This is a genomic window from Algoriphagus mannitolivorans DSM 15301 (assembly GCF_000429425.1).
Taxonomy (GTDB): Bacteria; Bacteroidota; Bacteroidia; order Cytophagales; family Cyclobacteriaceae; genus Algoriphagus; species Algoriphagus mannitolivorans.
On record NZ_AUBV01000005.1, the window covers coordinates 73,723 to 95,875 of the forward strand.

The window sequence follows — 22,153 nt, forward strand, 5'->3', positions numbered from 1 at the left end:
TGCCTTCAAGGTTTCATTAAATCAAAAAATAAGTTTGGTCGAAAAAATCATCACCTTAGAAAATGTCCCCTTGGCTGAGTTTTTAGGAACAGCCAATGAAAATATACGGCAGATTGCGCAGGCTTTTCCTCAGAGCAAAATTGTCTCCCGGGGAAACGAAATCCGGATTCAGGGCGGTGCACCCGAGATTCTCCGAATCAACGATCTCATTAATCTCCTTCTGGAGCACTTTGACCGATTTGGCCATTTGACGCCTGAAAATGTCAAAGACTACCTGGACATTGAGGGAATTCCTTTCGAAGAAGCCAGCAGGGATCAGGTCATCGTTTTTGGCAACAAGGGTCTGGTGATCAAGCCCAAGTCTCCCAACCAGCGCAAATTGGTGGAGGCAGCCATGAAGAATGATTTGGTTTTTGCCCTAGGTCCCGCAGGTACAGGAAAGACTTACATCGCAGTTGCCTTGGCAGTACGAGCACTGAAAAACCGTGAAGTAAAGCGGATCATCATCACCAGACCAGCTGTGGAGGCCGGAGAAAACCTGGGGTTTTTGCCTGGAGATCTTCAGGAAAAACTCGATCCATACCTAAGGCCAATCTATGATGCCTTGGCTGATATGGTTCCGCCAGAAAAGCTCAAGTATTATCAAGAAACCCGAGTTATCGAAATTGCACCTTTGGCGTATATGCGTGGCAGAACCCTGCATGATGCCTATGTGCTGCTCGACGAAGCCCAAAATACGACAAGTGAGCAGATCAAGATGTTTTTGACCCGAATGGGCCCTAATTCCAAAGTGATCATCACAGGAGACCAAACTCAGGTCGATTTGCCGGTGAGACAAAAGTCCGGCTTGTCAGAAGCTCTGAGAATCCTTAAGGACGTGAAAGGGATTGGGATCGTCAGCTTGAGTGGTAGAGATGTAATCCGGCACAAATTGGTCAAGGCCATCATCGAAGCCTACGAAAAAACCGAGCAGGAAAAAGATCAAAATAGAAATGACGCCAACAGCAGAAAAAATAACGGATAAGGAGTCCCTTCAAAAGGCCTTCAAAATCCGTGAGACTGTGTTTGTCGTAGAACAAGGAGTAGATTCCAGAGATGAGTATGATGGGTTTGAGGAAAGCTCTTTCCATTTTCTGGCCAAATTGAATGGAAAAGCTGTTGGAACAGCCCGTTGGAGATTCACCGATAAAGGAATCAAATTGGAGCGTTTTGCAGTCTTGAAAGAAGCCCGTGGAAAGGGTGTCGGGCAGGCTTTGGTAAAAGCGGTTCTTGAGGATATTTCTTCGGTTCCTGAGTCAAAAGGGAAAACGAAATACCTTCATGCACAACTGGATGCTGTGCCCCTCTATTCAAAATTCGGCTTCGAAAAAGTCGGAGAAATGTTCGAAGAATGTAATATCAAGCATTTCAAAATGGAATTGGCTTAATCCTTGACCTATCAGTATTAAATGAATTACCTATGAAAAAAATAATCTTAACCCTATCCTCGATTTGTGCCATTTCTTTAATGTCTTTTGGCCAGCAGGTGATTTCTTCTTCCTCCGGGAATACAAGCAATCCCTATATCAGTTCTTTTGACAATGAGGTTAAAATCAACTTTCTAAACCTCATCATGCAGGGCTCTTTCGAAGTGGGATATGAAAAATTTCTAAGCGAAAGCCATTCCATAGAGATCCAGGGGCTTTTTAATGATCGATTTGGATACAATAGTGAGAGTAGTGGGAAAAAGTACAAAACCAATTCAGTCCAGGCCGCAATGCATTTCTACTTTGGAAATAATCTGAATGGCAGGTATCATGTTTTCCCATTATTGAAATTCAGGGTAGGAGATTTTGAGGAAGTCGTCAACGGAGCGATCAAGACCACAGATATGACGGCCTTTATTCTTGGTGCCGGATTCGGGTACAAGTGGGAGGTTTCTGAGCATTTTGCTTTTGGACCCTATGTTAGCATTGCAAGAGGATTTAGCGAGCAGGTAAATCAGAGATTCTCTGAAATTGAACTTAATGGAGGATTCAGCCTGGGTTACAGGTTTTAAATCTATTCCTTCCTAATTCTAGAGCCTTTCGAGGCTCTTTTTTTTGCCCAAATCTTTTTACCTTAAGGTTTAATTTTTTTCAGTCATGAGGTTCTCTGATTTTCCATTTTTAAGGTATTTGCCGTTTTTCATCCTGGGGATATTATCAAATTCCTATTTCCATATATCCTGGTCTATTGGGCTACTTATTTTGGGGGTTCTTTGGGGAGCATATTGGCTTTTGCTTTTCCTAAAAAGTAAGGGCTCTACTTTTCTTCAATCTTCGCTGGCTTATCTGATTTTGGTGATTTTGGGATTTTGGATTTCCTCATTCCAGGAAGAAGTCAAAAGGACTCCACACCGCTTACAAGAATCCAAAGGGTACTTCGCAAAGGCATTACGGTATGATATTCCAAAGCCTAATTCCCGGGAAAATCTTCTGGAAGTCATCGCCTATCGAGACAGCTTGGGCTGGAATAGGGCATCAAACAAGGTAATTCTGTACCATCAGGCTGAGCTCAAGCCCGGCCAACTTTTGTTTGTGGGCCAAAGTCCAGAGCAAATTGATCCTCCCACTTTTCCGGGTGAATTTGACTACCGGGCTTTTCTGGCCAGAAAGGGAGTTCATTACCGGCAGTTTGTCCGGAAAGGACCGACTATTCTGGGAATAGAAGCATACAATTCCATGGAGTTTTGGATTTTGAATCTCAGGAAATCGCTGAGTCAGGTTTTGGAAAAGTTTATGGAAATTCCTGAGTCCAGGCAAATAGCATCAGCGCTTTTATTGGGAGAAAAAGAAGCTTTGGACCGGGAGGTGAGAAGGGCTTATTCCGAAACCGGGACGATGCATATTTTGGCGGTTTCCGGACTTCATGTAGGTATAATTTATGCCATTTTGCTGTTTCCGCTCAAGCGGGTAAAGACCAAGTCCAGAATCAGAAAAGGCAATCTCTTGGGGGTGATTTTGTTGATCTGGATTTATGCCTTGCTGACAGGATTTTCCCCTTCTGTAATCCGAGCTTCGTTTATGTTCACTTTGTTTTCTTTGGGGCAAATGCGGGAAAGAAAGCCTTCAATTTGGAATATCTTGGCTTTTTCGGCTTTGGTCATGATTGCCATTAATCCAGAGGTGATGTATGAAGTTGGTTTTCAGCTTTCCTATACGGCAGTAGCGGGAATTGTAGGATTGCAACCGCTAATCGTCCGATGGTGGGAGCCGCAAAGTCGAGTATTGGAATATTTCTGGCAGCTGGCAGCAGTAAGTTTGGCAGCCCAACTGGCTACTTTCCCTTTGACGTTATATTATTTTCATATTTTCCCCACTTACTTCCTTTTGGTCAATTTGGTAATCATTCCGATGGCCTTTGTCGCCATGATTTTGGGATTGGGTTTGTTGAGCCTAAGTTGGATTCCGGGTGTAGGAACTGGCTTGGGGTATGTTTTGGACCATTGGATTTTATCCCAGAATTCAGTGAACTCCTTTTTTCAAAACCTGCCGGGAGGGGTACAGGAAAGACTCACCATTTCCCTATTTGCTATGGTTTCTGTATGGGGGATGTTGTTGATCTGGGGAAATTGGGAATGGGGAAATCGGAGAAGGTTGATGTATTTTGCGGCGATTCTTTTGGGACTCTGGAGGCTGGAAGCGTTGGTTTGGGAAATTTCAAAGCCAAAGGATGAAATCCTGATTTTTTCAAAAGGGGGCAAGACATTGATTCAATCTCAGGTTGGGTCTCATTACTTGGTTTGGAATCAGGATTTTCCACCGGAACAAATCAGCTTTTCCCTTGACCCTCTTCGGATCCAGCAGGGAATTCCCAAAATGCCTGAAATCCTCCGGGGTATTTCAACTGAAACAGGGGTTTGTTTTCCCGGTTTGGGCTTTTCTTATTCTTTACAGCAAAAAGAAATTCTACTAGACTCCGAAAGCAATTTTCAGATTCGAAAATTTGGAAACTGATCCCAGCTTTTTGCTGACTTAATTTATTCAGATTTGTGAGAGGAGGTTTGGCGATCCTACCTTGATGATCTAATTTACTCTATCGAAAACCCGTTTCTGATGCAAGAATCTATCATACAAACCCAAATAATTGACCGAGTGGGCTTTATTACTTTAAACAGGCCCGAAAAAAGAAATGCGCTAAACCCTAATATGGTCAGGGAGTTGGGAAGGGCTTTTTCCGAATTGGAGACCAAGGAGGAGGCTAAAGTAATTGTGCTTCGTGCTGAAGGAAAAGCCTTCTGCGCCGGGGCTGATTTGGATTATATCCAGCAGCTTCAAAATTTTTCCTATGAGGAAAATCTTCAGGACAGTCAAAACTTGAGAGCTCTTTTTCAGCAGATTTACGAATATCCAAAGGTAGTGATAGCCCAAGTTGAAGGACATGCCCTTGCAGGAGGTTGTGGTTTAATGACTGTTTGTGATTTTACATTTGCAGTTCCGGAGGCACTTTTTGGCTATACCGAAGTGAAAATCGGCTTTATTCCCGCTTTGGTTTCAGTCTTTCTTCAGGAAAAAATCGGGACAGGAAAAGCTGGAGAACTATTGCTTTCCGGGGAGGTTTTTTCAGCCGAGAAGGCTTTTCAATACAAATTGCTTACTGAGGTGAAAGAGAAAGATCACATTCAAAGCGCGGTTATGGAATTCTCCCAATTGCTGGTGCATAACAATTCTGCGTTTTCAATGCAGGAAACCAAAAAGCTTCTTCGGTCCATTGGAAAGGCCGAACGGGATCGTTCACTGGATTTGGCAGCTCAACTCAACGCGAAGGCAAGGGCTCATGAAGATTGCCAGCGGGGAATTGCCGCATTTTTATCCAAGACCAAACCAGCCTGGTAAATGGAAAACAGGCTCAGGGAAATTCTGAAGCAGGTTTTTGGGTTTGATGATTTTCGTCCTATCCAAAAAAAGGTCATCGATTCAGTCATGGCAGGGAACAATACGCTTGCTCTTTTGCCTACCGGCGGAGGGAAAAGTTTGTGTTATCAGATTCCCGGATTGGCCAAAGAGGGGATCTGTTTGGTGATTTCACCTTTGATCGCCTTGATGAAAGACCAGGTAGATCAGCTTAGATCCCGAGGAGTGAAGGCCGCTGCGATTTTTTCCGGAATGAGCCACCGGGAAATAGATACTACGCTGGACAATTGTATTTATGGGGATTTTAAGTTTTTGTATGTGTCTCCAGAGCGGTTAAAAACTGAACTTTTTATTGAGCGTTTTCGGCAGATGAAAGTCAACCTAATCGCCGTGGATGAAGCTCATTGTATTTCCCAATGGGGCTATGATTTTCGTCCGGCCTATTTAGAAATTGCACAGATCAGGGCATTTCATTCAAAAGTAAATGTGCTGGCTTTGACTGCCACGGCTACCCCTAAAGTAACTGAGGATATCTCGGAAAAACTTGAAATGAAGTCCCCTCAGGTATTCCAGCAGAGTTTTGCAAGGGAGAATCTGAGTTTTAGCGTGAGAAAGGTGGAGAACAAACTCGAAAAGGGAGTGGAAGTACTTCGAAGGATTCCCGGAACAGCCATATGGTATGTCCGAAATCGTCAAGCCACTCACCATATTTCAAAATCCTTAGTGCAAATGGGGATCTCTGCAGCGCCTTATCACGCGGGACTTTCGGCAGAGGAAAGATCCAGTAGGCAAGATGCTTGGAAATCCAATCAAGTGCGTGTGATGGTCAGCACCAATGCATTTGGAATGGGAATAGACAAACCGGATGTCCGGGTGGTAATCCATAGTGACTTGCCAGAAAACTTGGAGAATTATTACCAAGAAGCCGGTCGGGCTGGAAGAGACGGGCAAAAGGCTTTTGCTGTCCTGATCTGCAATGAACAGGATTTTGAGCAGGTGTTGAATAGGGCGGAGCTGGTGTATCCACCCACTGACTTTCTCAAAAAGGTGTATCAGTGCCTGGCTAATTATTATCAGTTGGCGGTAGGGACGAATATGCTCAGCAGCTTTGATTTTGATATTTCAAACTTTGGAGACACCTACAGTCTTCCGGTTTTGGAGACTTTTTATGCTATGAAAGTTCTGGAGGAGGAGGGATTTTTGGAGCTGAATGAAAGTTTTTTTGCTCCATCCAGATTCCATTTTCGAGTGGACCCGAGTCATTTGTATGAAATTCAAATCAAATACGCTAAGCTGGATCCAGTCATCAAAATCCTGTTGCGAACCTATGGCGGGAATCTTTTTTCGGAATATCTCAAAATTCAGGAAGGAAAGCTTGCCAAAAGTTTGGGGATTCCTGAGCGGGAATTCATTCAGGCCCTAAACCAGCTTGTCAAGTTGGAGGTGGCAGACTACGATGCCCGAAAGGATACTCCGCAACTGACTTTTCTGACACAGCGATACGATGCAGGAAAGCTACCGCTCAATTTCAAGCGAATTGCGGAAAGAAAGGCACTCACCGAGTCCAAGGCAAAATCGATGGTAGAATATGCCACTCAGAGCAGGATTTGCAGGACGCAGTTTATCCAGGAATACTTCGGGGAGAGTACGGACCGGGAGTGTGGAGTCTGCGATATTTGTCTTGAAAATAAAAAATCCAAGCAGCCTGTGGCTACTGAGGACAAGCTGAAGAAATTAATCTTGGAAACTTTAGCCCAAGGGGATGAGTTAACAGAAAAGGAATTGTTTGACCGAATCCGAAAGCCTGCTTCTTCTAAAAACCTGGCACTTCTGAGACAACTGGTCGACCAAGGGCAAGTGCAGTTAGACAATTCCGGACACCTTAAACTTATCTCCAATGGGTAATTTTCTCGATGATTTGTTCAAAAAAGTCTTCAAAAGTGAGACTAAGCCTGAAGTAAATTTCAAGGAGAATTACACCTACAAAGAAGAGGATTGGCAAGAAGCTGAAATGTGGGCGGAATCCCCAGAAGGACAGGAATTGTTAGCTGTTGTTTACCGAAATTACCATTTGAAGCGAACCCAAATTCTTGAGCTTCCGGAAGTTCATGTTTTTAGTTCTCCTTATGCAAATGGTTTTGCACTCAGCTATGATCCACCTTTGGATGCCAAATCTTTTTTGAATCTTTTCTTGGCATTCAGCCGGCGAATTTTAGCTTTGGGTTATCGTCAGGTGAGTTTGGATCGAAAATTCGAAGAAATCAACGATCAGGTTAGGCTTACAGAGAAGTTTTATTTCAAGCCACCTTTGCAGGCTTTGGAGGAAGGAAGTTTAATTTCCCAGCTATTTGGGAATATTTCTTTGGAGAAAATTTCAGTTAACAATCAACCCAGCTATATTAAACTTCTGGCGACGGTATATTCCGATCGTCTGTATCAAAACGCCGGATCCTTTGATGACCTCATGGATAGGTTGTTTGAAACAAATTAGCATGAACAGATCTACACTAAAAAACCAACTACAAGTTTACCGAACTCCTTACGAAGAGGAGGCTGATTTCATCCCGGATTTCATCGAATTGACGGAAGATGAGTTGGCTTACAAAAGAGAAAGGCTGGAAGGTCATTTCACGGCTTCCGCTTGGATAGTAAATAGGAAGCGAACCCACACGCTTTTGACCCTTCACCGCAAGCTGGGCAGATGGCTTCAATTAGGCGGACATGCCGATGGGAATGAAAACCTCCTTGAGGTAGCCCTGACAGAAGCCCGGGAGGAAAGTGGTCTTCAAACCCTCAAATTGGTAGATTCGACCATATTCGATATTGATAAGCACATCATTCCGGAGCGCCCCCATGTGCCGGAGCATTTTCATTATGATGTTCGCTACCTGCTGGAGGCAGATATTCAAGAACCCCTTCAAATCAGCAATGAGAGCATTTCTTTGGCTTGGATTGCTTTTGATTCTGTGGAGGACATGATTGGCTATAATCCTTCCATTCTCCGCATGCTGGAGAAAACCAGTAAATCCGAAATTTTGCTTTAATGCAAGCACTAGACCCCGAAAAACTGAAAGAAGATTTTCAGTTTTCCACACCTATACAGCTTCGATTCTCCGATATCGATGGATACCTCCATGTGAATAATGGAGTTTATTTCAACTATTTTGAGCACGCCCGGGCGGTTTATCTTTATAAGGTCTGCAAATGGGACATCATGAAAGTGGGCACTGTTGTGGGCAGGATCGAAATTGATTACCTCCGTCCCATTCACTTGACGGATCAAGTCGAGGCTTTGGTGAGATGCTCTAAAATCGGCAATACCTCCTTTCATTTGGAACAAATTCTCCTTGGGAAAAGCGAAACAGGCGAAAGTCTGATTTTTGCAAAATGCACCTGCATCATGGTCTCAGTAGACATGCGGTCGATGAAGCCGGTCCCAGTACCAGAGGAGTATCGGGAAAAGTTAGCCGCCTCCTAATTCACAATTCCCTATCTTTGCCGAAAAAATTACCCTAGTGAGAAATCTTTGGATTCTTGGCTTGCTATTCGTAAGCCTCATGTCATGTGCTCCCAGCGAGGAGGAATTGCTTCAAGCAGGAATTGAACAAATGGATGCACAGGCCTGGCCTCAGGCTGTCAAAATTTTTGACCAATTGCTGGAAAAATACCCCTCCAATCCCACCGCCTTGAACGCTAAAGGTGTGGCGCTTTTTCAACAGGGTAAAATCAATGAGGCGATTACAGTTTTCGACATGGCCATTCAGGCCGATTCTACCAGCTATAAACCTTGGTTTAATCGGGGAAATGCCAAAATGGAAGAGGAAAACTACAAAGCTGCTTTGGCAGATTTCAACATTGCTTCGGCCTTAGATCCTTCCCAAACTGACATTTATTTTAACCGGGGTACCGCTCTTTTGAATATGGAAGAGTATGAAGACGCGCTTCTAGACTTTCAGACTGTTCTTCAATCCAATCCAAATCAGGCCGAAGCCCAGTTTCGCAAAGCCAAGGCTGAATTGGGAATGAATGACCCCTTACACGGCATGGAGTCCCTGACCAACACCGTCAATCTGGATCCCAATAATGCAGAGGCTTATTACTTGCTGGGGATTACCCGAATGAGTGCCTTGGGACAAAAAAATGAGGGTTGTGCTGATCTAAAAATGGCGCTTTCTCTTGGTTATTCTCAAGCCGAAACCTGGATCAAAGACTTCTGCGAAAACTAAAATGGCGCAAATCGGCAAAGATATTCAACAGGCAAAAGCCTTTTTGGAACATGGGCAGCTCGTGGGAATACCCACAGAAACGGTCTATGGACTTGCCGGAAATGCTCTCGATCCGGAAGCGGTGGCTTTGATTTTTGAGACCAAAAACAGACCGAGTTTCGATCCGCTGATTCTTCACACCTCCTCTCTGAAACGGGTTGGGCAATTTGCGAAAGAAATCCCCGCACCTTTGGCCAAGCTGGCCAATCAGTTTTGGCCTGGGCCCTTGACATTATTGTTACCAAGAAAAGCCATAGTCCCGGATTTAGTAACCTCAGGTTTGGAAAGAGTAGCAGTTCGCGTTCCTAATCATCCGCTGACCTTGGCGCTTTTGGAGAGCTTGGAATTTCCCCTTGCCGCCCCGAGTGCAAATCCTTTTGGCTATATCAGTCCTACTCAAGCCTCCCATGTGAATGCCCAGTTGGGAAGTCAGATTCCGTATATTTTGGATGGAGGTTCCTGTGAAGTGGGGTTGGAAAGTACGATAGTGGGGATGGAAAACGAGGAAATAGTCATTTATCGCCTAGGGGGATTGGATATTCAGGAAGTGGAAAAATTGCTTGGGCCGGTCAAAGTCAAAGACTACAGTTCCAGCAATCCAGCGGCTCCCGGACAATTGGAAAGCCATTATGCTCCCCGGAAGCCTTTTGTCTTGGGAAATCTCAAGGACTTGATTGCCGACAAAATCGAAAAGGGAGAGGACTTCGGGGTTTTGAGCTTTTCTGAACATTTTCCGGAGGTAAAAAATCAAATTGCACTAAGTCCTGAGAAAAATCTCCACGAGGCCGCAAAGAATTTGTTTGCAGCAATGCGAACCCTAGATGAAAGCGATGCTGAACTTATTCTCGCCGAATTGATGCCTGAAGAAGGCCTAGGGAGGGCGATAAACGACCGGCTAAAACGCGCGGCCGCAAAGTAAATCGGGGTAAAGAAGATGCAATCGGAAGTTTCATCGCAGGAGATTTAAGACAAGCCTTTCGCACTTTAAACAATAAGTAAGGGATTTTAAACTTTGAACTTTTCCGTTCCCTTTTGGCTGAAATTGCCTTAACTTGAGGCTCGCTTTTAAAAACCAATCATAAATCTATTAGACTAAAACCATGAGTTTGAATGTAAAAAACGTGGATAGCCTGAATTTTTCAGGTAAAAAGGCCCTGATTCGGGTAGATTTTAATGTTCCTCTAGGAGAAAACTTAGAGGTAACGGACGACACCAGAATCCAAGCGGCTGTCCCTACGATCAAGAAAATCCTAAAGGATGGAGGTTCTGCTATTTTGATGTCCCACTTGGGCCGGCCAAAAGGTGGTCCCGAGGATAAATATTCCTTGAAACATATCATCTCGGCAGTGGAAGCTGCTTTGGGTCAGAAAATCAAATTCGCCGTAGACTGTATCGGTTCAGAAGCGGCTGAATTGGCAGCTGGACTCGGTGCGGGTGAGGTGTTATTGCTTGAAAATCTCCGTTTTTACAAAGAAGAGGAAAAAGGTGACAAAGAATTTGCAGCCAAATTGGCCAAGCTTGGGGATGTTTATGTAAATGATGCCTTTGGAACAGCCCACAGAGCGCATGCTTCTACGGCTGTGATTGCTGAGAATTTTTCTCAAAAAGTGGCAGGATACCTGATGGAATCCGAATTGACCAATGCGGATAAAGTCTTGGGAAATCCGGAAAGACCTTATACTGCGATCATGGGTGGAGCTAAGATTGCCGATAAAATTCTGATTATTGAGCGATTGCTGGAAAAGGTTGACAACCTGATTATCGGTGGAGGAATGTCCTACACTTTTGCAAAAGCTCAAGGAGGCTCTATTGGAACCTCTTTGTTGGAAGAAGACAAACTTGATTTCGTTTTGGAATTGATGGCAATAGCCAAAGCCAAGGGCGTAAATCTGGTGCTGCCGGTAGATACGGTGATCGCCGATAAATTTTCCAATGAAGCTGAGCAGGGTATGGCCAACAGTGGAGAGATTCCAGACAACTGGATGGGATTGGACATCGGGCCTAAAACACGAGAACTATTCGGCAAAGTGATTTTGGAATCCAAAACTATCCTATGGAATGGTCCAATGGGCGTTTTTGAAATGGAGTCCTTTGACAAAGGAACCAAAGCAATTGCTGAATATGTGGCAGAAGCTACTCGAAAGGGTGCATTCTCACTGATCGGTGGAGGTGACTCTGCAGCTGCCGTCAACAAGTTTGGCTATACAGACCAGGTTTCCTATGTCTCTACTGGAGGTGGCGCCCTTCTGGAGCATATGGAGGGAAAAGTACTTCCTGGAGTAGCTGCTTTGGCAGAATAAAACTCAATAGGATTGTAAAAATGAAGGCCGGCTTAATAGCTGGCCTTTTCTTTTTGAGCGTTTTACTTTTCCAAAGTTCAAAACTTTAGAAAAGTTTAATTTTTATTTCAAAAGCTCAACTCAATCATCACCGGAAAATGATCTGAAGGGTACTTTTTACCATAGTTGTCAGTCAGAATTCCATGTCGGACGACATTAAGATTTCCTTTCACAAAAATATGATCGATAATTCCCTCGGGCATTTTTTCCCAATCAAATCCTGTGAAAGTTCCAGCAGGTCCATAGGCAGGTATTTTGGAAACTAAGCGGGCATCTTTCCAGAGTGAATCAGAAACAATCGTCAGGTAAGCAGGATTGTCTGGAGTGACATTAAAATCTCCCATCCAGACGACTGGAAGGTTTTCGGAATTGATTTCTTTGATTTTTATCGCGACTAGTTTGCTACTTTCTTCTCGGGCTTGCTGCCCGATGTGGTCGTAGTGGATGTTGAAGACATAAAATCGTTTCCCTGAAAGATCTTTAAATCTTCCCCAAGAGCAAATTCGATTAAGAGCTGCGTCCCAGCCTTTGCTGGGCTTTTCTGGGGTGGGAGAGAGCCAAAAGGTCCCGGATTCCTCCAGTTGATATAATTTGGGATCAAACAGGATAGCAGTGTACTCCCCTTTTTTGGCTCCATCATCTCGGCCGACACCTAGGTATTCGTACCCCAGTCCTTTACTCATTTCTTCTATTTGATGAGTGAGTCCTTCTTGAGTGCCAAAGAGGCCGATTTGGTGAAATTGGATAAGCCGGATCACATGAGGAGCTCGGTCTTTCCAAAGATTCCCCAAGTCATTGGGATTGTCCCAGCGGATATTGAAAGTGGCAAACCGATGGCTTTGGGAATAACCACTCCCGAATAGAGTGAAAATTAATGGGAGGGCGAAGAAGATTTTTTTCAGGGTCTGAAATCGCATAAAATCTGAACTAATTGGTGAAAAAAGGCTTATTGTTTCTAAAAATGCATGCTATTTTGATCAAATGAAATGTCAAGACCAAAAACTTCCATTGAGGAAACATGATTTGATGGACATTTCACTGGATCAAGTACGTATAGAACTAAACAGATGAAAACCTTTTACCCCAAAGACCTACCAACCCCAAATCTTCAGGCTATCCTACAGAGTGTGATTGTTCCCCGACCAATTGCATTTGCAAGTACGGTGGATAAGGCTGGAAATGTAAATCTTAGCCCGTTCAGCTTTTTCAACCTATTCAGTGCCAATCCTCCTGTGTTGGTATTTTCCCCATCCCGCAGAGTAAGAGATAAATCCACTAAGCATACCTTAGAAAATGTTCTGGAAGTGCCCGAAGTGGTGGTTCATATTGTGGGCTATGACTTGGTAGAGCAAATGTCTTTGGCCAGTACGGAATATCCCAAAGAAGTTAACGAGTTCGAAAAGGCAGGTTTGACTGCCGTGAAATCAGACTTGGTTGCTCCTCCGAGGGTGAAGGAAGCTCCTGTGGCGCTGGAGTGTAAGGTCCTGGAAATTAAATCACTCGGAGAAGAAGGCGGAGCGGGAAATCTGGTGATTTGTGAAATTATCCGGGTGCATATAGATGAAAAAATTCTAGACGAAAACGGGATGGCGGATCCTCATAAACTTGAACCTGTGGCAAGATTGGGAGGAAGCTGGTATTCCAAGGTCATTCCGGAGTCTCTTTTTCAAATTCCTAAGCCTTTGACCACTCTGGGGATCGGTGTGGATCAGATTCCTTCGGAAATAAGAAATAGCCCCGTGCTTACCGGAAACAATTTAGGGAGACTGGGAAATGTGGAGATTTTACCCTCAGAGGAAGAAATCAGTGCATTTTCCCAAACCGGGGAAATCGTGGACATGAGAATCAGGTTCCAAAATGATCAGGACTCCTGGATCGATCACCTCCATCGCTGGGCCAAGGAAGAACTGGAAAAAGGGAATATTGACTTGGCTTGGAAAATTCTTTTGCAAAAGCCTTAATCAAAAGCCTCTGCCGGTAAAAAAGCTAGTGTAATAGCTTGAGCGGAGTCGAAATCGGCCCTGTTCCTTCGGGAATGGTCCATGACTCCGCTCAAGCAGACACTAGGATAAATCGGATATCGCTTTGATTTATTTGATTTTGATTTCCTGAGGCATTCTTACCTGTACTCCTTGGTAATTTTTGAGTTTTTGGATGTCTTGGATCACTTTGTAGTTTTCTCCGAGCTTGGCTTCCAGGACTTTCGTCTGAACCTTGTCAGAGAAATTGCTCATGAATTCCTCAAACCAAGGTTTTTTCTCAGGATAATAGACTACACGGTAATCGTCCCCGGCGCCAATTTTTGCAGCAGCGATTTCGATGGTAGTTTCTAATCCACCCAAGACATCTACCAAGCCTCTTTCCTTGGCCTGATTTCCTGTCCAAACTCGCCCGGAGGCAATTTTTCGAACTGAGTCAGGGTGCATGCCTCTGCCTTCAGCCACTCTGGAAATGAAGGTTTCATAGCCATCTTCCACACTGGACTGAATGATATTTCGCTCCACCTCAGTCAAAGGTCTGGTAGGATTCATAAAGTCGGAAAGTTGACCGGTAGAAACGACATCCGTGGTGATGCCCAGCTTGTCGTTGAGCAATTCTTCTACATTGAACCACAGACCGAAAATCCCAATGGATCCGGTAATGGTATTGGGCTGGGCCACAATGGTGTCCGCTGGAGCAGAAATATAATAGCCACCAGAAGCGGCTACCTCTCCCATGGACACGAAGAGAGGCTTGGCCTTTTTGGCTTCAGCCATTTCTCTCCAAATCACTTCCGAAGCTAAGATAGAACCTCCCGGAGAATTAACCCTGAGAACAATGGCTTTGATATTTTCGTCTTTTCTGGCCTTTCTGATTTCCTTGGCAAACTTTTCTGAGCTGATGACTCCGTTGACATTTCCATCCACGATTTCACCTTCTGCTAAGATCACAGCGATTCGGTTTTTGGAAGTGATATTTTTGCTTTTGGTCAAGGAGCCCAAATCAGCCGCATTGATTGTTGGGATTTCCTCATCCTCGCCAAGGCCTAGTTTCTCTCTTAGAATGGCATGCACTTCATCCTCGTACTTAAGAGCTGTAGCCAGCCCATAAGTGACCGCATCTTTAGGCTTTCTGACCAGCATCTCCTGATTGATTTTCATGAGGCTGTCTTTGCTCATGCCTTTGCTTTCAGCAATTCTTGTAATGGCTTCTGTATTGATGTCTTCCAGAAAATACTGCGTTTGAAGACGATTTTCCGGACTCATTTTGTCCAAAATAAATGGTTCCACAGCACTTTTGAACTCACCCACTCGGAAGACTTCCGGTTTGATTCCGACTTTCTCGAATAATCCTTTGAAGAAAATAGATTCTGAAGAAAACCCGTTGAAATCAATTCCACCAAGAGGATTTAGATATAATTCATCCGCAACAGAGGCCAGAAAATATCCTCCCTCACCGTAAGCTTCGTCATAGGCAATAATGAATTTTCCAGATTCTTTGAAGTCCAGTAGTGCCTCCCGAAGTTCCAGGAGATTGGCCTGCCCTGCCATGATCAGACCTGCATTGAGGTAGATTCCTTTGACTTTATCATTGGTTTTGGCTTCCGCAATGGCTTTTTTCAGATTGACCAACCCGGCAGTTAATTGTTCACCGAAAGGATTTCCAAGACTGCTGAAATCAAAGTCATCGTCTGTGGTTCTTTCCACCAACATCCTTCCGTTCAATTTGAGGTGAAGAATGGAATTTTCTTTCAGTGAGACTTCCTTTTCAGATGAGGAGGCAATCATACCGATAATCCCCAAAAAAAGCAGAAAACTTAGAATGCTGAAGATGAAAAGGCCTACAATGACCGCCAGCACATTACCGAGAAATTTCATAGTTGAATATTTTGCCTTGAAAATAACCTAATTTGGGCTAGGATTAAAATAAATAGCACATCGAGCATGCAGAATGAAGTGGTCTTATGCCTTGGAGGGAATCAAGGAGATCGGGAAAAGTTGCTTTTTCGGGCTATTGAAGCATTGAATGATCATTTTCAGCTGATCCGAGTTTCCAAAATTTACGAAAGTGAGGCCTGGGGAGGAGTGGCACAAGGAAATTTTTTGAATCAGGTTGCGTTGATTTCTACCCAGTTTTCGGCTCAGGATGTCTTGGAGATTATTCAGCAAATTGAACATGATCTCGGGAGGAAAAGAGAGGATCATTGGGGGAACAGAACCATGGATATTGATATTTTGTATTTCGGAAATGAGATTATTTCCACTCAAAATCTGAAGATCCCACATCCTTTTATTGCGGAGCGAAGATTTGTATTAGCACCTTTGGCAGATATTCTTCCCGATTTCAAAAATCCCATCACGGGCAAAACAAGCTTGGAAATGCTTCAGGAATGCCAGGACGATAGTTTGGTCGTTTTGTACAAAAAATAAATCCCGCCTTTTGAGCGGGATTTGAAGTTTAGACACCGGATACCTCAGCTTCCGGATGGATTTTTTTCACCAATCCCTGTAATACTTTGCCAGGACCGCATTCTACAAAATGCGTGGCACCGTCTTTCACCATGTTTTGAACAGATTGAGTCCATTTCACAGGAGCCGTCAGTTGGGCTATTAGATTTGCCTTGATTTCATTGACATCCGAAATGGCAGTAGTGCTCACATTTTGGTAAACAGGACAGCTTGGGGTGCTGAATTGAGTCGCTTCGATAGCCTTTTGGAGTTTCTCGCGTGCGGGTTCCATTAAAGGAGAGTGGAATGCTCCGCCTACCGGAAGTGGTAAGGCTCTTTTGGCACCAGCAGCCTTCATTTTTTCGCAGGCGATTTCGATGCCTTTGTTGTAGCCTGAAATTACCAATTGCCCAGGGCAGTTGTAGTTTGCAGGAACGACAATTTCGTCGGTGATTTCGGTACAGATTTCTTCTACTTTTTCATCTGGAAGACCCAAGATGGCCGCCATGGTGGAAGGATTTATTTCGCAGGCCTCCTGCATTGCCATTGCCCGCTGATAAACCAGCTTCAGTCCATCCTCAAAGGCCAGGGCTCCATTGGCCACCAAAGCAGAAAATTCTCCCAAAGAATGACCTGCGACCATGTCGGGAGCAAAGTCAGGGGTAGTTTTAGCTAGGACGACGGAATGCAAAAAGATCGCAGGTTGGGTGACTTTGGTCTGCTTTAGCTCTTCTTCGGTTCCTTCAAACATGATATCAGTGATCCGGAATCCCAAAATTTCATTCGCCTTCTCGAAAAGCGCTTTTGCTTCGGCATTTTCTTCGTAAAGGGATTTTCCCATACCTGGGAACTGGGCGCCTTGGCCCGGGAAAACAAATGCTTTCATTGATCGATGATTTTTGACAGTTCAAATATAGGTCTTTTGGATAAACTCGAGTTCAAACTCTGTCTGCCCAAGCAAAGTGCTCCTCCAGGATTGATTGATGGTTTTCCCTTAGCCATTGCAGAAAGGCTGCGGATGCGGGGGAGAGTTTTTTGGACTTTAGCCAGATTAAGTTCCACTCGGCCTCCAATGGAAACCCGGGCGCAGGAAGGGTCTCGATAAGGTTGTCTTCCAATTCTTTTGGCATGGAAAAAACGGAAAGAACCGATACTCCTAAACCGGCCATGACAGCATGTTTTGCCCCTTCATTCGTAGAGAATTCCATTTTTCGCTTAATCTGGATTTGGTGTTCCGAAAAATAATTTTCCATCATAGTCCGGGTTCCAGAGCCTTTCTCACGAAGAATAAAGGGGATGTTTTCCCAGTTTCCTTGGTTAATCTCTTTCAGATAAGCAGCCTTCTTTTTTGGGGCACAGGCCATGACCCAGGTGTTTTTGACCAAGGAAAATTTCTCGATAGAAATATTCTCCGGTAAAATGGATACCAGCGCGAGGTCCAGGCTGTTGTCAAGCAATTCCCGAATTACTTGGCCTCTGTTGGAGACTTCAAGGCTGATTTCAATTTGTGGGTGCTTATTCATGAAGTCGGCCATGATGTAGGGAATGATGTATTTTCCAGTAGAGACCGAAGAAATCCTGATTTTTCCTCCTAGAAGTCCATCGATTTCCATGTTCTTTTGCTGAATTCGGTCCATTTCTTCGAAGATTCTTCGAGAAGATTCTGCGATTTCCTGCCCAAAATCAGTCAGAAAGATTTTTTTTCGGACTATTTCAAAGAGTGGGGCAGAGAACTGGTCCTGAAGGTTTTTCAACTGGATGGACACCCCTGGTTGGGTTAGATGTAGGGCTTCGGCGGCTCTGGTGAGACTTTTATTTTCCACGACCGAAAGGAAAATCCGGAGCTGCTGCAAAGTAAGGTTCATAAGTATTTGTTATGACTGAAAAAATAATATAAATTTTTATTATGTAAAAAGCCATATCATCTTTGCAGCATGGATTTTCAAATACTGATCAACAATCTGACTAACCCTAGTCTACTGTTCTTTGTCCTAGGTATTCTTGCAGTTCGCTTCAAAAGTGACTTGGAGATTCCGGCCACCAGTGCCAAGTTTATCGCGCTTTACCTCATGTTGTCCATTGGATTTAAAGGTGGACAAGAACTTTCCCATAGCGAATTCAATGCGGGAATCCTTTGGGCCTTGTTGTTTGGATTAGTGCTTTCGGGAAGTATTCCTTTCTATACCTTCTTTATCCTCAAAAAACGCTTGGGCGTAGCCAATGCAGCGGCGATTTCAGCGGCGTATGGGTCAATTTCTGCAGTCACTTTCGTGGCGGCAGTTTCATTTTTGGAAATCCAGGGAAGTACCTTTGGAGGGCATATGGTGGCAGTAATGGCACTCATGGAAGCTCCTGCAATTATTTCAGGGGTGATTTTATTGAGGAAATATTCTGAGCGGCAATCTGAGGAAGGAGGATTAAAACAAATTATAATCCATGCGGTGACCAATAGCTCGGTGTTTTTGATCCTTGGAAGTTTGGTCATCGGATTGATAGCTGATGAGCAACAAGCCGAAGGGATTAAGCCCTTTGTAACGGATATTTTCAAAGGATTCTTGGCAGTGTTTCTCCTGGACATGGGGATCAACAGTGGGAGAAAATTGAAATCCTTTTTCAAAACAGGTTACTTCTCTGCCATTTTCGCCATTGTAGTTCCTTTGATTAATGGCTGTGCAGTGGCAGTGCTCAGTGGATGGATTAGTACAGAACCGGGAGACCGATTGATTTTTGCAATTCTTGCTGCTTCGGCTTCCTACATCGCAGTACCTGCTGCGATGAAGTTGGCCAATCCCGAAGCAGATGAGGGGCTATATGTTCCAATGGCTCTTGCGATCACTTTCCCATTCAACATCACCTTCGGGATGCCGCTTTATTGGATGATAATTCAGGTAATCTAAAGCTGAATTTTATCCAGGGTTAAGAATTTTGCTTTTTCCTCCGGAGTTGGAATTCGGCAGGTGTTCTTTTTCCCAAACCATCGGTACCTGTTTTTTCCGATCCAGTCATAAACCGGATCCCGCAAAAAGGCCGGAATAAAAATAAAGCCATAAAATAAAGGCCACAGCCCTGAAAGATTTTTCGCAATTTTCAGGGCTGCGGTGCTTCTGAAGAAGATTTTTTCATTTTCCACCACGACCAAAGAATCCAGGTAATCAGGTTTGGCCTGATATCTTGCAAGAATAGCTTTTCCAGGTTCTTCCTGAAGCGCACCAACCAAAAACCGGTTGCTTTTGTCCCGCTTCAGAATAAAGTCAATGGACGAATTGCAAAGGTTGCAGACCCCATCAAATAGAATGATGGATTTCTGGTTCATCGAAGAATCTGGATAGTTCCTTTGAGTTCTCGTTCCTTCTGGCTAGGATCCAAAACATCGAAGTACACTCTTCCTGAATAGAAATAGGTTCCTGCAGGAAGTTCATTTCCGTTTTGATCTCTTCCATCCCAGCGGATGAAAACATCATTTTCATTGCTTTGAAGGCTGTTGTAGCGGAATACTTCTGCCCCCCAACGGTTGACAATGAATATCTCCACTCCATTCACAAATCTTGGACACGCCGAGAATGGATTGTCAAAGGCCATGAAGCTGTCATTGATTCCATCTCCGTTTGGAGTGAATGCATTTGGAAGATTGTAAACTGGGCAGTTGTCCACGCATACTACATTGCTTGGTTCACTTTCATTTCCTGATCGGTCAACGGCAGTGATGTAATAGCATCCTCGGTAATTTGGAAGATTGGAAATTCGGGTAGCGGTCTGGATATTGGGGTATTGTCCTACTAGATTAAAGGTGCCATCTTCACCCTCAGGCGTGAAATACAAGCGATATCCGCTGAGTTCGTCATCACAGTCTCCTGAGAAATTAGGCTCCCAGCTCAAATCATGCACATAATTGTTTTGACCACAAGGCTGCTCTGCCACAAAGGCGGAACATTCAGGACCTTCGAAGGTCAACACAGGAGGGCAAGGCAAGCGATTGTCATCAGGTTTGGCGCAAGTGATTTGGGATTTGTTTTCCAATGGGTAAACCAATCCATCCACATTGTAGGCACCCTTCGTGATGACATAATAACAGTACTCCAGGTCCTTTTTGAGAGCAACTCCATTGAAACTACCGTCATCCAAGTATTTGAAGCCATTCGTGGTCACATCGACTTCAGCGATTTTCTCAAATATAGTTTCATTGGAAGCCTGAGGATCAGTTCTGTTTCTCCAGACTTCATGCTTGTACTGAGATATTTCATTATTCCAAGGAACGTTGAAAGACCATTTCAACTCGATAGCCTCATTGATGATCGTTGGCTCCAGTCTCACAGAAGAAGCTGTGGAGGAGGTGTCCACCCTGGTATTTTGATCCAGCAGGACTACTTTATAATTGTAGACCAAATTTTCAGTGTTCAGTCCGGTATCCGTGAATAAGGTATCAGCCATAATCCCCAGAGAAGTTCGATTCTGAGTCCCGGTAAACCCTTCGCTCCTCAACAATTCATAGGAATATGGTCCTGGAAACTGAGTCTTGTCGATGTCATAGGGAGGAGTCCACTTAATGAATATTTGCCCAGTTTGGGTGTCTGTGGCCTCTATGCTGACATTGGTAATGATCGGTACATTGACATCTATAGTGATACAGATTTCTTCTGAGACGATACTTTCCCCGGATCTAGGAGCCGGATAAGCGGCGACCAGTCGGTAGCAATAGGTATTGCCTGGGGCAAGTCCTTCTCCGCTATTGAGATCTGTAAAAGAGAAGGTTTGCATATCGGTAATCCCGACTAAGGTATATCCTGGGCGAATCCCTGTTTCGCAGGAGTCAGGCACATAAGGGTCCGAGTTGATTCTTCTCCAGATTTGCATTTCAGAAGCCGAGTTGGCACAGACATAAGGATCCCAATTAAGTTCTACTGTTCTGCCGGGTTGCTGGACTAATTCGTCCCAAACCGGAGGAGGACCGACTATTTTAATTCTCCAAGTTTGGATATCTACCAATGAAGGCCCTGACCTAGGTCTATCAGAAATCCGGACCCGCACCTCGTATTCTCTTGCCCTAACATGGTTGCAGACAGTTTGCCATCTGAAATTCACAATTCCCGGCTGTGGCTGGAAGGTGTTTTTGGGAGAATAATCTGCTGGAGATGTGTTGATGGAAATTGGTTCTCCAAAAATTTCAATTTTGATGGGGTCACCATCAGGATCGGACCCTTGGATGATTTCTTGGATATTAGTGCCTGCTTCCACGCATAGGTCAGGAGGTAAGATCAGCACCGGACGCCTGTTATTCGAATTTTCGATAATAATCTGCATGTCCCGGACCACATAGCCAATCTGCTGATAAACTCCGTTTATTTTCCTCCATTCGATGATCCTGAAAGCAATGTTAAATTGCCCAGCAGTCCCGGGAGCATCCCAAATCATATCTCCAAAAACCGGATCAATGTCCAGGAAGGCTGGAGTTGACCCATCTTCCTTATTTCTGCTGAATTCCGGGCTGGCAGGACTTCTATAGTTATTAACCTCCCGTTGAAAGGCTTGCTTGGGTCGGTCCATGATGTAAGAAAGGCTGTCTCCATCTGGATCATATGCACCCGGATTATGGATATAGCGGACATTTACTGCGCCGTTATCTACTGGCGGAATGGTCAATACCGGAGAATTATTCACTCCTATAAAAGGGTCAATGGTAATTTCGGTTTCTACATAAAAGGGAGTTTCTACCGAATTGTCCATATTCAGGGTCAGGTCATTCCGGTTTTGTTCCAAAAATCGAATCTTATACTTTCCTGGGCCTTGAAAGGTGTGGGTGATCACGAAGGTGTTTTTCTCAATTTGATTTCCCAAGTCTTCTACCAAAGAAAAAGCACTTTCAGTATTGAGTCCTTCCACAATTCTTCCATCCCCAAAATTGATGGTACCTGGGCCAAAAACTACGCTGGACCTGGTATCAGTATAGCCGACTACTGTAATTCGGTAGGTAAGGGTCTGAACAGAGATCCGCTCTGCGATAATTTCACCCGCTCTGATATGGGTAGCGTAAGATTCAGTGATAAACCCTAGTATGGAGAATAAAAATGCGAGTAGCGGAAGTTTAAGCTTCATGTGGTTCTGCTTTGGTCTTTGTTTTTGAAAAACGCCTCTGCCCAGTTAAAAGTTACTTGAGTAGGGACAGTATTTCTACTTCTTTACTAATTAACTAGAAGAAAAGAGATTTTCCAGAGTTTTTCAAACAATAAAAATAAACAGCCTGTTGGGAAGTC

Annotated in this window: 21 protein-coding genes; 15 read left to right on the forward strand and 6 right to left on the reverse strand. The window is 44.2% G+C overall.

Annotated features, from left to right (window positions below):
* Window positions 1-34 precede the first annotated feature (34 nt).
* The 12 genes from G458_RS0105050 to G458_RS0105105 all read left to right on the forward strand — a co-directional run bounded on the left by G458_RS0105050 (window position 35) and on the right by G458_RS0105105 (window position 11,439).
* Window positions 35-1,024 (forward strand): PhoH family protein, encoded by a 990-nt coding sequence (locus G458_RS0105050; protein WP_026950939.1) that lies wholly within the window; start codon window positions 35-37, stop codon window positions 1,022-1,024.
* Window positions 993-1,427, forward strand: a complete 435-nt coding sequence (locus G458_RS0105055) for a GNAT family N-acetyltransferase (RefSeq protein WP_026950940.1) — start codon at window positions 993-995, stop codon at window positions 1,425-1,427. The genes G458_RS0105050 and G458_RS0105055 overlap by 32 nt, the downstream gene beginning before the upstream one ends.
* A 32-nt stretch (window positions 1,428-1,459) precedes the next feature.
* Window positions 1,460-2,038, forward strand: coding sequence for a DUF3575 domain-containing protein (locus G458_RS0105060; RefSeq protein WP_026950941.1), 579 nt, complete (start codon window positions 1,460-1,462; stop codon window positions 2,036-2,038).
* A gap of 85 nt (window positions 2,039-2,123) precedes the next feature.
* The gene (locus tag G458_RS21340; RefSeq protein WP_051287041.1) at window positions 2,124-3,977 is read left to right on the forward strand and encodes a ComEC/Rec2 family competence protein; all 1,854 of its coding nucleotides are present in this window, start codon (window positions 2,124-2,126) and stop codon (window positions 3,975-3,977) included.
* 99 nt (window positions 3,978-4,076) lie between these two features.
* Window positions 4,077-4,856, forward strand: coding sequence for an enoyl-CoA hydratase/isomerase family protein (locus tag G458_RS0105070; protein WP_026950942.1), 780 nt, complete (start codon window positions 4,077-4,079; stop codon window positions 4,854-4,856).
* The gene (locus G458_RS0105075; RefSeq protein ID WP_026950943.1) at window positions 4,857-6,779 is read left to right on the forward strand and encodes a RecQ family ATP-dependent DNA helicase; all 1,923 of its coding nucleotides are present in this window, start codon (window positions 4,857-4,859) and stop codon (window positions 6,777-6,779) included.
* Window positions 6,772-7,365, forward strand: coding sequence for a hypothetical protein (locus G458_RS0105080; protein WP_026950944.1), 594 nt, complete (start codon window positions 6,772-6,774; stop codon window positions 7,363-7,365). Before G458_RS0105075 ends, G458_RS0105080 begins: the two co-directional genes overlap by 8 nt.
* A gap of 1 nt (window position 7,366) precedes the next feature.
* The gene (locus tag G458_RS0105085) at window positions 7,367-7,918 is read left to right on the forward strand and encodes an NUDIX hydrolase (RefSeq protein ID WP_026950945.1); all 552 of its coding nucleotides are present in this window, start codon (window positions 7,367-7,369) and stop codon (window positions 7,916-7,918) included.
* A complete protein-coding gene (locus tag G458_RS0105090) occupies window positions 7,918-8,352 on the forward strand; it encodes an acyl-CoA thioesterase (protein ID WP_026950946.1) in 435 nt (144 codons plus the stop codon). Before G458_RS0105085 ends, G458_RS0105090 begins: the two co-directional genes overlap by 1 nt.
* 79 nt (window positions 8,353-8,431) lie before the next feature.
* Complete coding sequence (locus G458_RS0105095; protein ID WP_051287077.1) at window positions 8,432-9,100, forward strand: tetratricopeptide repeat protein; 669 nt, start codon at window positions 8,432-8,434, stop codon at window positions 9,098-9,100.
* Between the two features lies 1 nt (window position 9,101).
* Window positions 9,102-10,058: an L-threonylcarbamoyladenylate synthase gene (locus tag G458_RS0105100; RefSeq protein WP_026950948.1), complete on the forward strand. Its 957-nt coding sequence runs from the start codon at window positions 9,102-9,104 to the stop codon at window positions 10,056-10,058.
* A 181-nt stretch (window positions 10,059-10,239) separates the two neighbouring features.
* The gene (locus tag G458_RS0105105) at window positions 10,240-11,439 is read left to right on the forward strand and encodes a phosphoglycerate kinase (RefSeq protein WP_026950949.1); all 1,200 of its coding nucleotides are present in this window, start codon (window positions 10,240-10,242) and stop codon (window positions 11,437-11,439) included.
* Between the two features lie 107 nt (window positions 11,440-11,546).
* Here G458_RS0105105 and G458_RS0105110 read toward each other — a convergent pair whose 3' ends face one another.
* On the reverse strand, window positions 11,547-12,395 hold the full coding sequence (locus tag G458_RS0105110) for an endonuclease/exonuclease/phosphatase family protein (RefSeq protein ID WP_026950950.1): 849 nt from the start codon (window positions 12,393-12,395) through the stop codon (window positions 11,547-11,549).
* Between the two features lie 150 nt (window positions 12,396-12,545).
* Between G458_RS0105110 and G458_RS0105120 the strand changes: the two genes are divergently transcribed.
* Window positions 12,546-13,439 carry a flavin reductase family protein gene (locus tag G458_RS0105120; protein WP_026950951.1) on the forward strand — a complete coding sequence of 298 codons (894 nt, stop codon included), beginning with the start codon at window positions 12,546-12,548 and terminating at the stop codon, window positions 13,437-13,439.
* A gap of 129 nt (window positions 13,440-13,568) precedes the next feature.
* Here the strand turns inward: G458_RS0105120 and sppA are convergent, their stop codons facing one another.
* Entirely contained in the window at window positions 13,569-15,335 is a 1,767-nt protein-coding gene (gene sppA / locus G458_RS0105125) for a signal peptide peptidase SppA (RefSeq protein WP_026950952.1), read from the reverse strand.
* A 66-nt stretch (window positions 15,336-15,401) separates the two neighbouring features.
* Between sppA and folK the strand changes: the two genes are divergently transcribed.
* Complete coding sequence (folK, locus tag G458_RS0105130) at window positions 15,402-15,887, forward strand: 2-amino-4-hydroxy-6-hydroxymethyldihydropteridine diphosphokinase (RefSeq protein ID WP_026950953.1); 486 nt, start codon at window positions 15,402-15,404, stop codon at window positions 15,885-15,887.
* A 28-nt stretch (window positions 15,888-15,915) separates the two neighbouring features.
* Here the strand turns inward: folK and fabD are convergent, their stop codons facing one another.
* Entirely contained in the window at window positions 15,916-16,791 is an 876-nt protein-coding gene (gene fabD / locus G458_RS0105135; RefSeq protein WP_026950954.1) for an ACP S-malonyltransferase, read from the reverse strand.
* Window positions 16,792-16,843: 52 nt separating this feature from the next.
* The gene (locus G458_RS0105140) at window positions 16,844-17,770 is read right to left on the reverse strand and encodes a LysR substrate-binding domain-containing protein (RefSeq protein ID WP_026950955.1); all 927 of its coding nucleotides are present in this window, start codon (window positions 17,768-17,770) and stop codon (window positions 16,844-16,846) included.
* Window positions 17,771-17,839: 69 nt separating this feature from the next.
* Here G458_RS0105140 and G458_RS0105145 point away from each other — a divergent pair, with 69 nt between their 5' ends.
* Window positions 17,840-18,802, forward strand: a complete 963-nt coding sequence (locus G458_RS0105145) for a sodium-dependent bicarbonate transport family permease (protein ID WP_026950956.1) — start codon at window positions 17,840-17,842, stop codon at window positions 18,800-18,802.
* Here G458_RS0105145 and G458_RS0105150 read toward each other — a convergent pair.
* On the reverse strand, window positions 18,799-19,218 hold the full coding sequence (locus tag G458_RS0105150; RefSeq protein WP_026950957.1) for a thiol-disulfide oxidoreductase DCC family protein: 420 nt from the start codon (window positions 19,216-19,218) through the stop codon (window positions 18,799-18,801). The two genes, G458_RS0105145 and G458_RS0105150, sit on opposite strands and share 4 nt — an antisense overlap.
* Complete coding sequence (locus tag G458_RS0105155; protein WP_026950958.1) at window positions 19,215-21,995, reverse strand: T9SS type B sorting domain-containing protein; 2,781 nt, start codon at window positions 21,993-21,995, stop codon at window positions 19,215-19,217. The genes G458_RS0105150 and G458_RS0105155 overlap by 4 nt, the downstream gene beginning before the upstream one ends.
* Between the last annotated feature and the right edge of the window lie 158 nt (window positions 21,996-22,153).

Bases quoted from the DNA above. Each gene is read 5' to 3' on its own strand.
- G458_RS0105055 (WP_026950940.1), top strand. From the start codon at position 993: ATGACGCCAACAGCAGAAAAAATAACGGATAAGGAGTCCCTTCAAAAG.
- G458_RS0105060 (WP_026950941.1), top strand. From the start codon at position 1,460: ATGAAAAAAATAATCTTAACCCTATCCTCGATTTGTGCCATTTCTTTA.
- G458_RS21340 (WP_051287041.1), top strand. From the start codon at position 2,124: ATGAGGTTCTCTGATTTTCCATTTTTAAGGTATTTGCCGTTTTTCATC.
- G458_RS0105070 (WP_026950942.1), top strand. From the start codon at position 4,077: ATGCAAGAATCTATCATACAAACCCAAATAATTGACCGAGTGGGCTTT.
- G458_RS0105075 (WP_026950943.1), top strand. From the start codon at position 4,857: ATGGAAAACAGGCTCAGGGAAATTCTGAAGCAGGTTTTTGGGTTTGAT.
- G458_RS0105080 (WP_026950944.1), top strand. From the start codon at position 6,772: ATGGGTAATTTTCTCGATGATTTGTTCAAAAAAGTCTTCAAAAGTGAG.
- G458_RS0105085 (WP_026950945.1), top strand. From the start codon at position 7,367: ATGAACAGATCTACACTAAAAAACCAACTACAAGTTTACCGAACTCCT.
- G458_RS0105090 (WP_026950946.1), top strand. From the start codon at position 7,918: ATGCAAGCACTAGACCCCGAAAAACTGAAAGAAGATTTTCAGTTTTCC.
- G458_RS0105095 (WP_051287077.1), top strand. From the start codon at position 8,432: ATGTCATGTGCTCCCAGCGAGGAGGAATTGCTTCAAGCAGGAATTGAA.
- G458_RS0105100 (WP_026950948.1), top strand. From the start codon at position 9,102: ATGGCGCAAATCGGCAAAGATATTCAACAGGCAAAAGCCTTTTTGGAA.
- G458_RS0105105 (WP_026950949.1), top strand. From the start codon at position 10,240: ATGAGTTTGAATGTAAAAAACGTGGATAGCCTGAATTTTTCAGGTAAA.
- G458_RS0105110 (WP_026950950.1), bottom strand. From the start codon at position 12,395: ATGCGATTTCAGACCCTGAAAAAAATCTTCTTCGCCCTCCCATTAATT.
- G458_RS0105120 (WP_026950951.1), top strand. From the start codon at position 12,546: ATGAAAACCTTTTACCCCAAAGACCTACCAACCCCAAATCTTCAGGCT.
- sppA (WP_026950952.1), bottom strand. From the start codon at position 15,335: ATGAAATTTCTCGGTAATGTGCTGGCGGTCATTGTAGGCCTTTTCATC.
- folK (WP_026950953.1), top strand. From the start codon at position 15,402: ATGCAGAATGAAGTGGTCTTATGCCTTGGAGGGAATCAAGGAGATCGG.
- fabD (WP_026950954.1), bottom strand. From the start codon at position 16,791: ATGAAAGCATTTGTTTTCCCGGGCCAAGGCGCCCAGTTCCCAGGTATG.
- G458_RS0105140 (WP_026950955.1), bottom strand. From the start codon at position 17,770: ATGAACCTTACTTTGCAGCAGCTCCGGATTTTCCTTTCGGTCGTGGAA.
- G458_RS0105145 (WP_026950956.1), top strand. From the start codon at position 17,840: ATGGATTTTCAAATACTGATCAACAATCTGACTAACCCTAGTCTACTG.
- G458_RS0105150 (WP_026950957.1), bottom strand. From the start codon at position 19,218: ATGAACCAGAAATCCATCATTCTATTTGATGGGGTCTGCAACCTTTGC.
- G458_RS0105155 (WP_026950958.1), bottom strand. From the start codon at position 21,995: ATGAAGCTTAAACTTCCGCTACTCGCATTTTTATTCTCCATACTAGGG.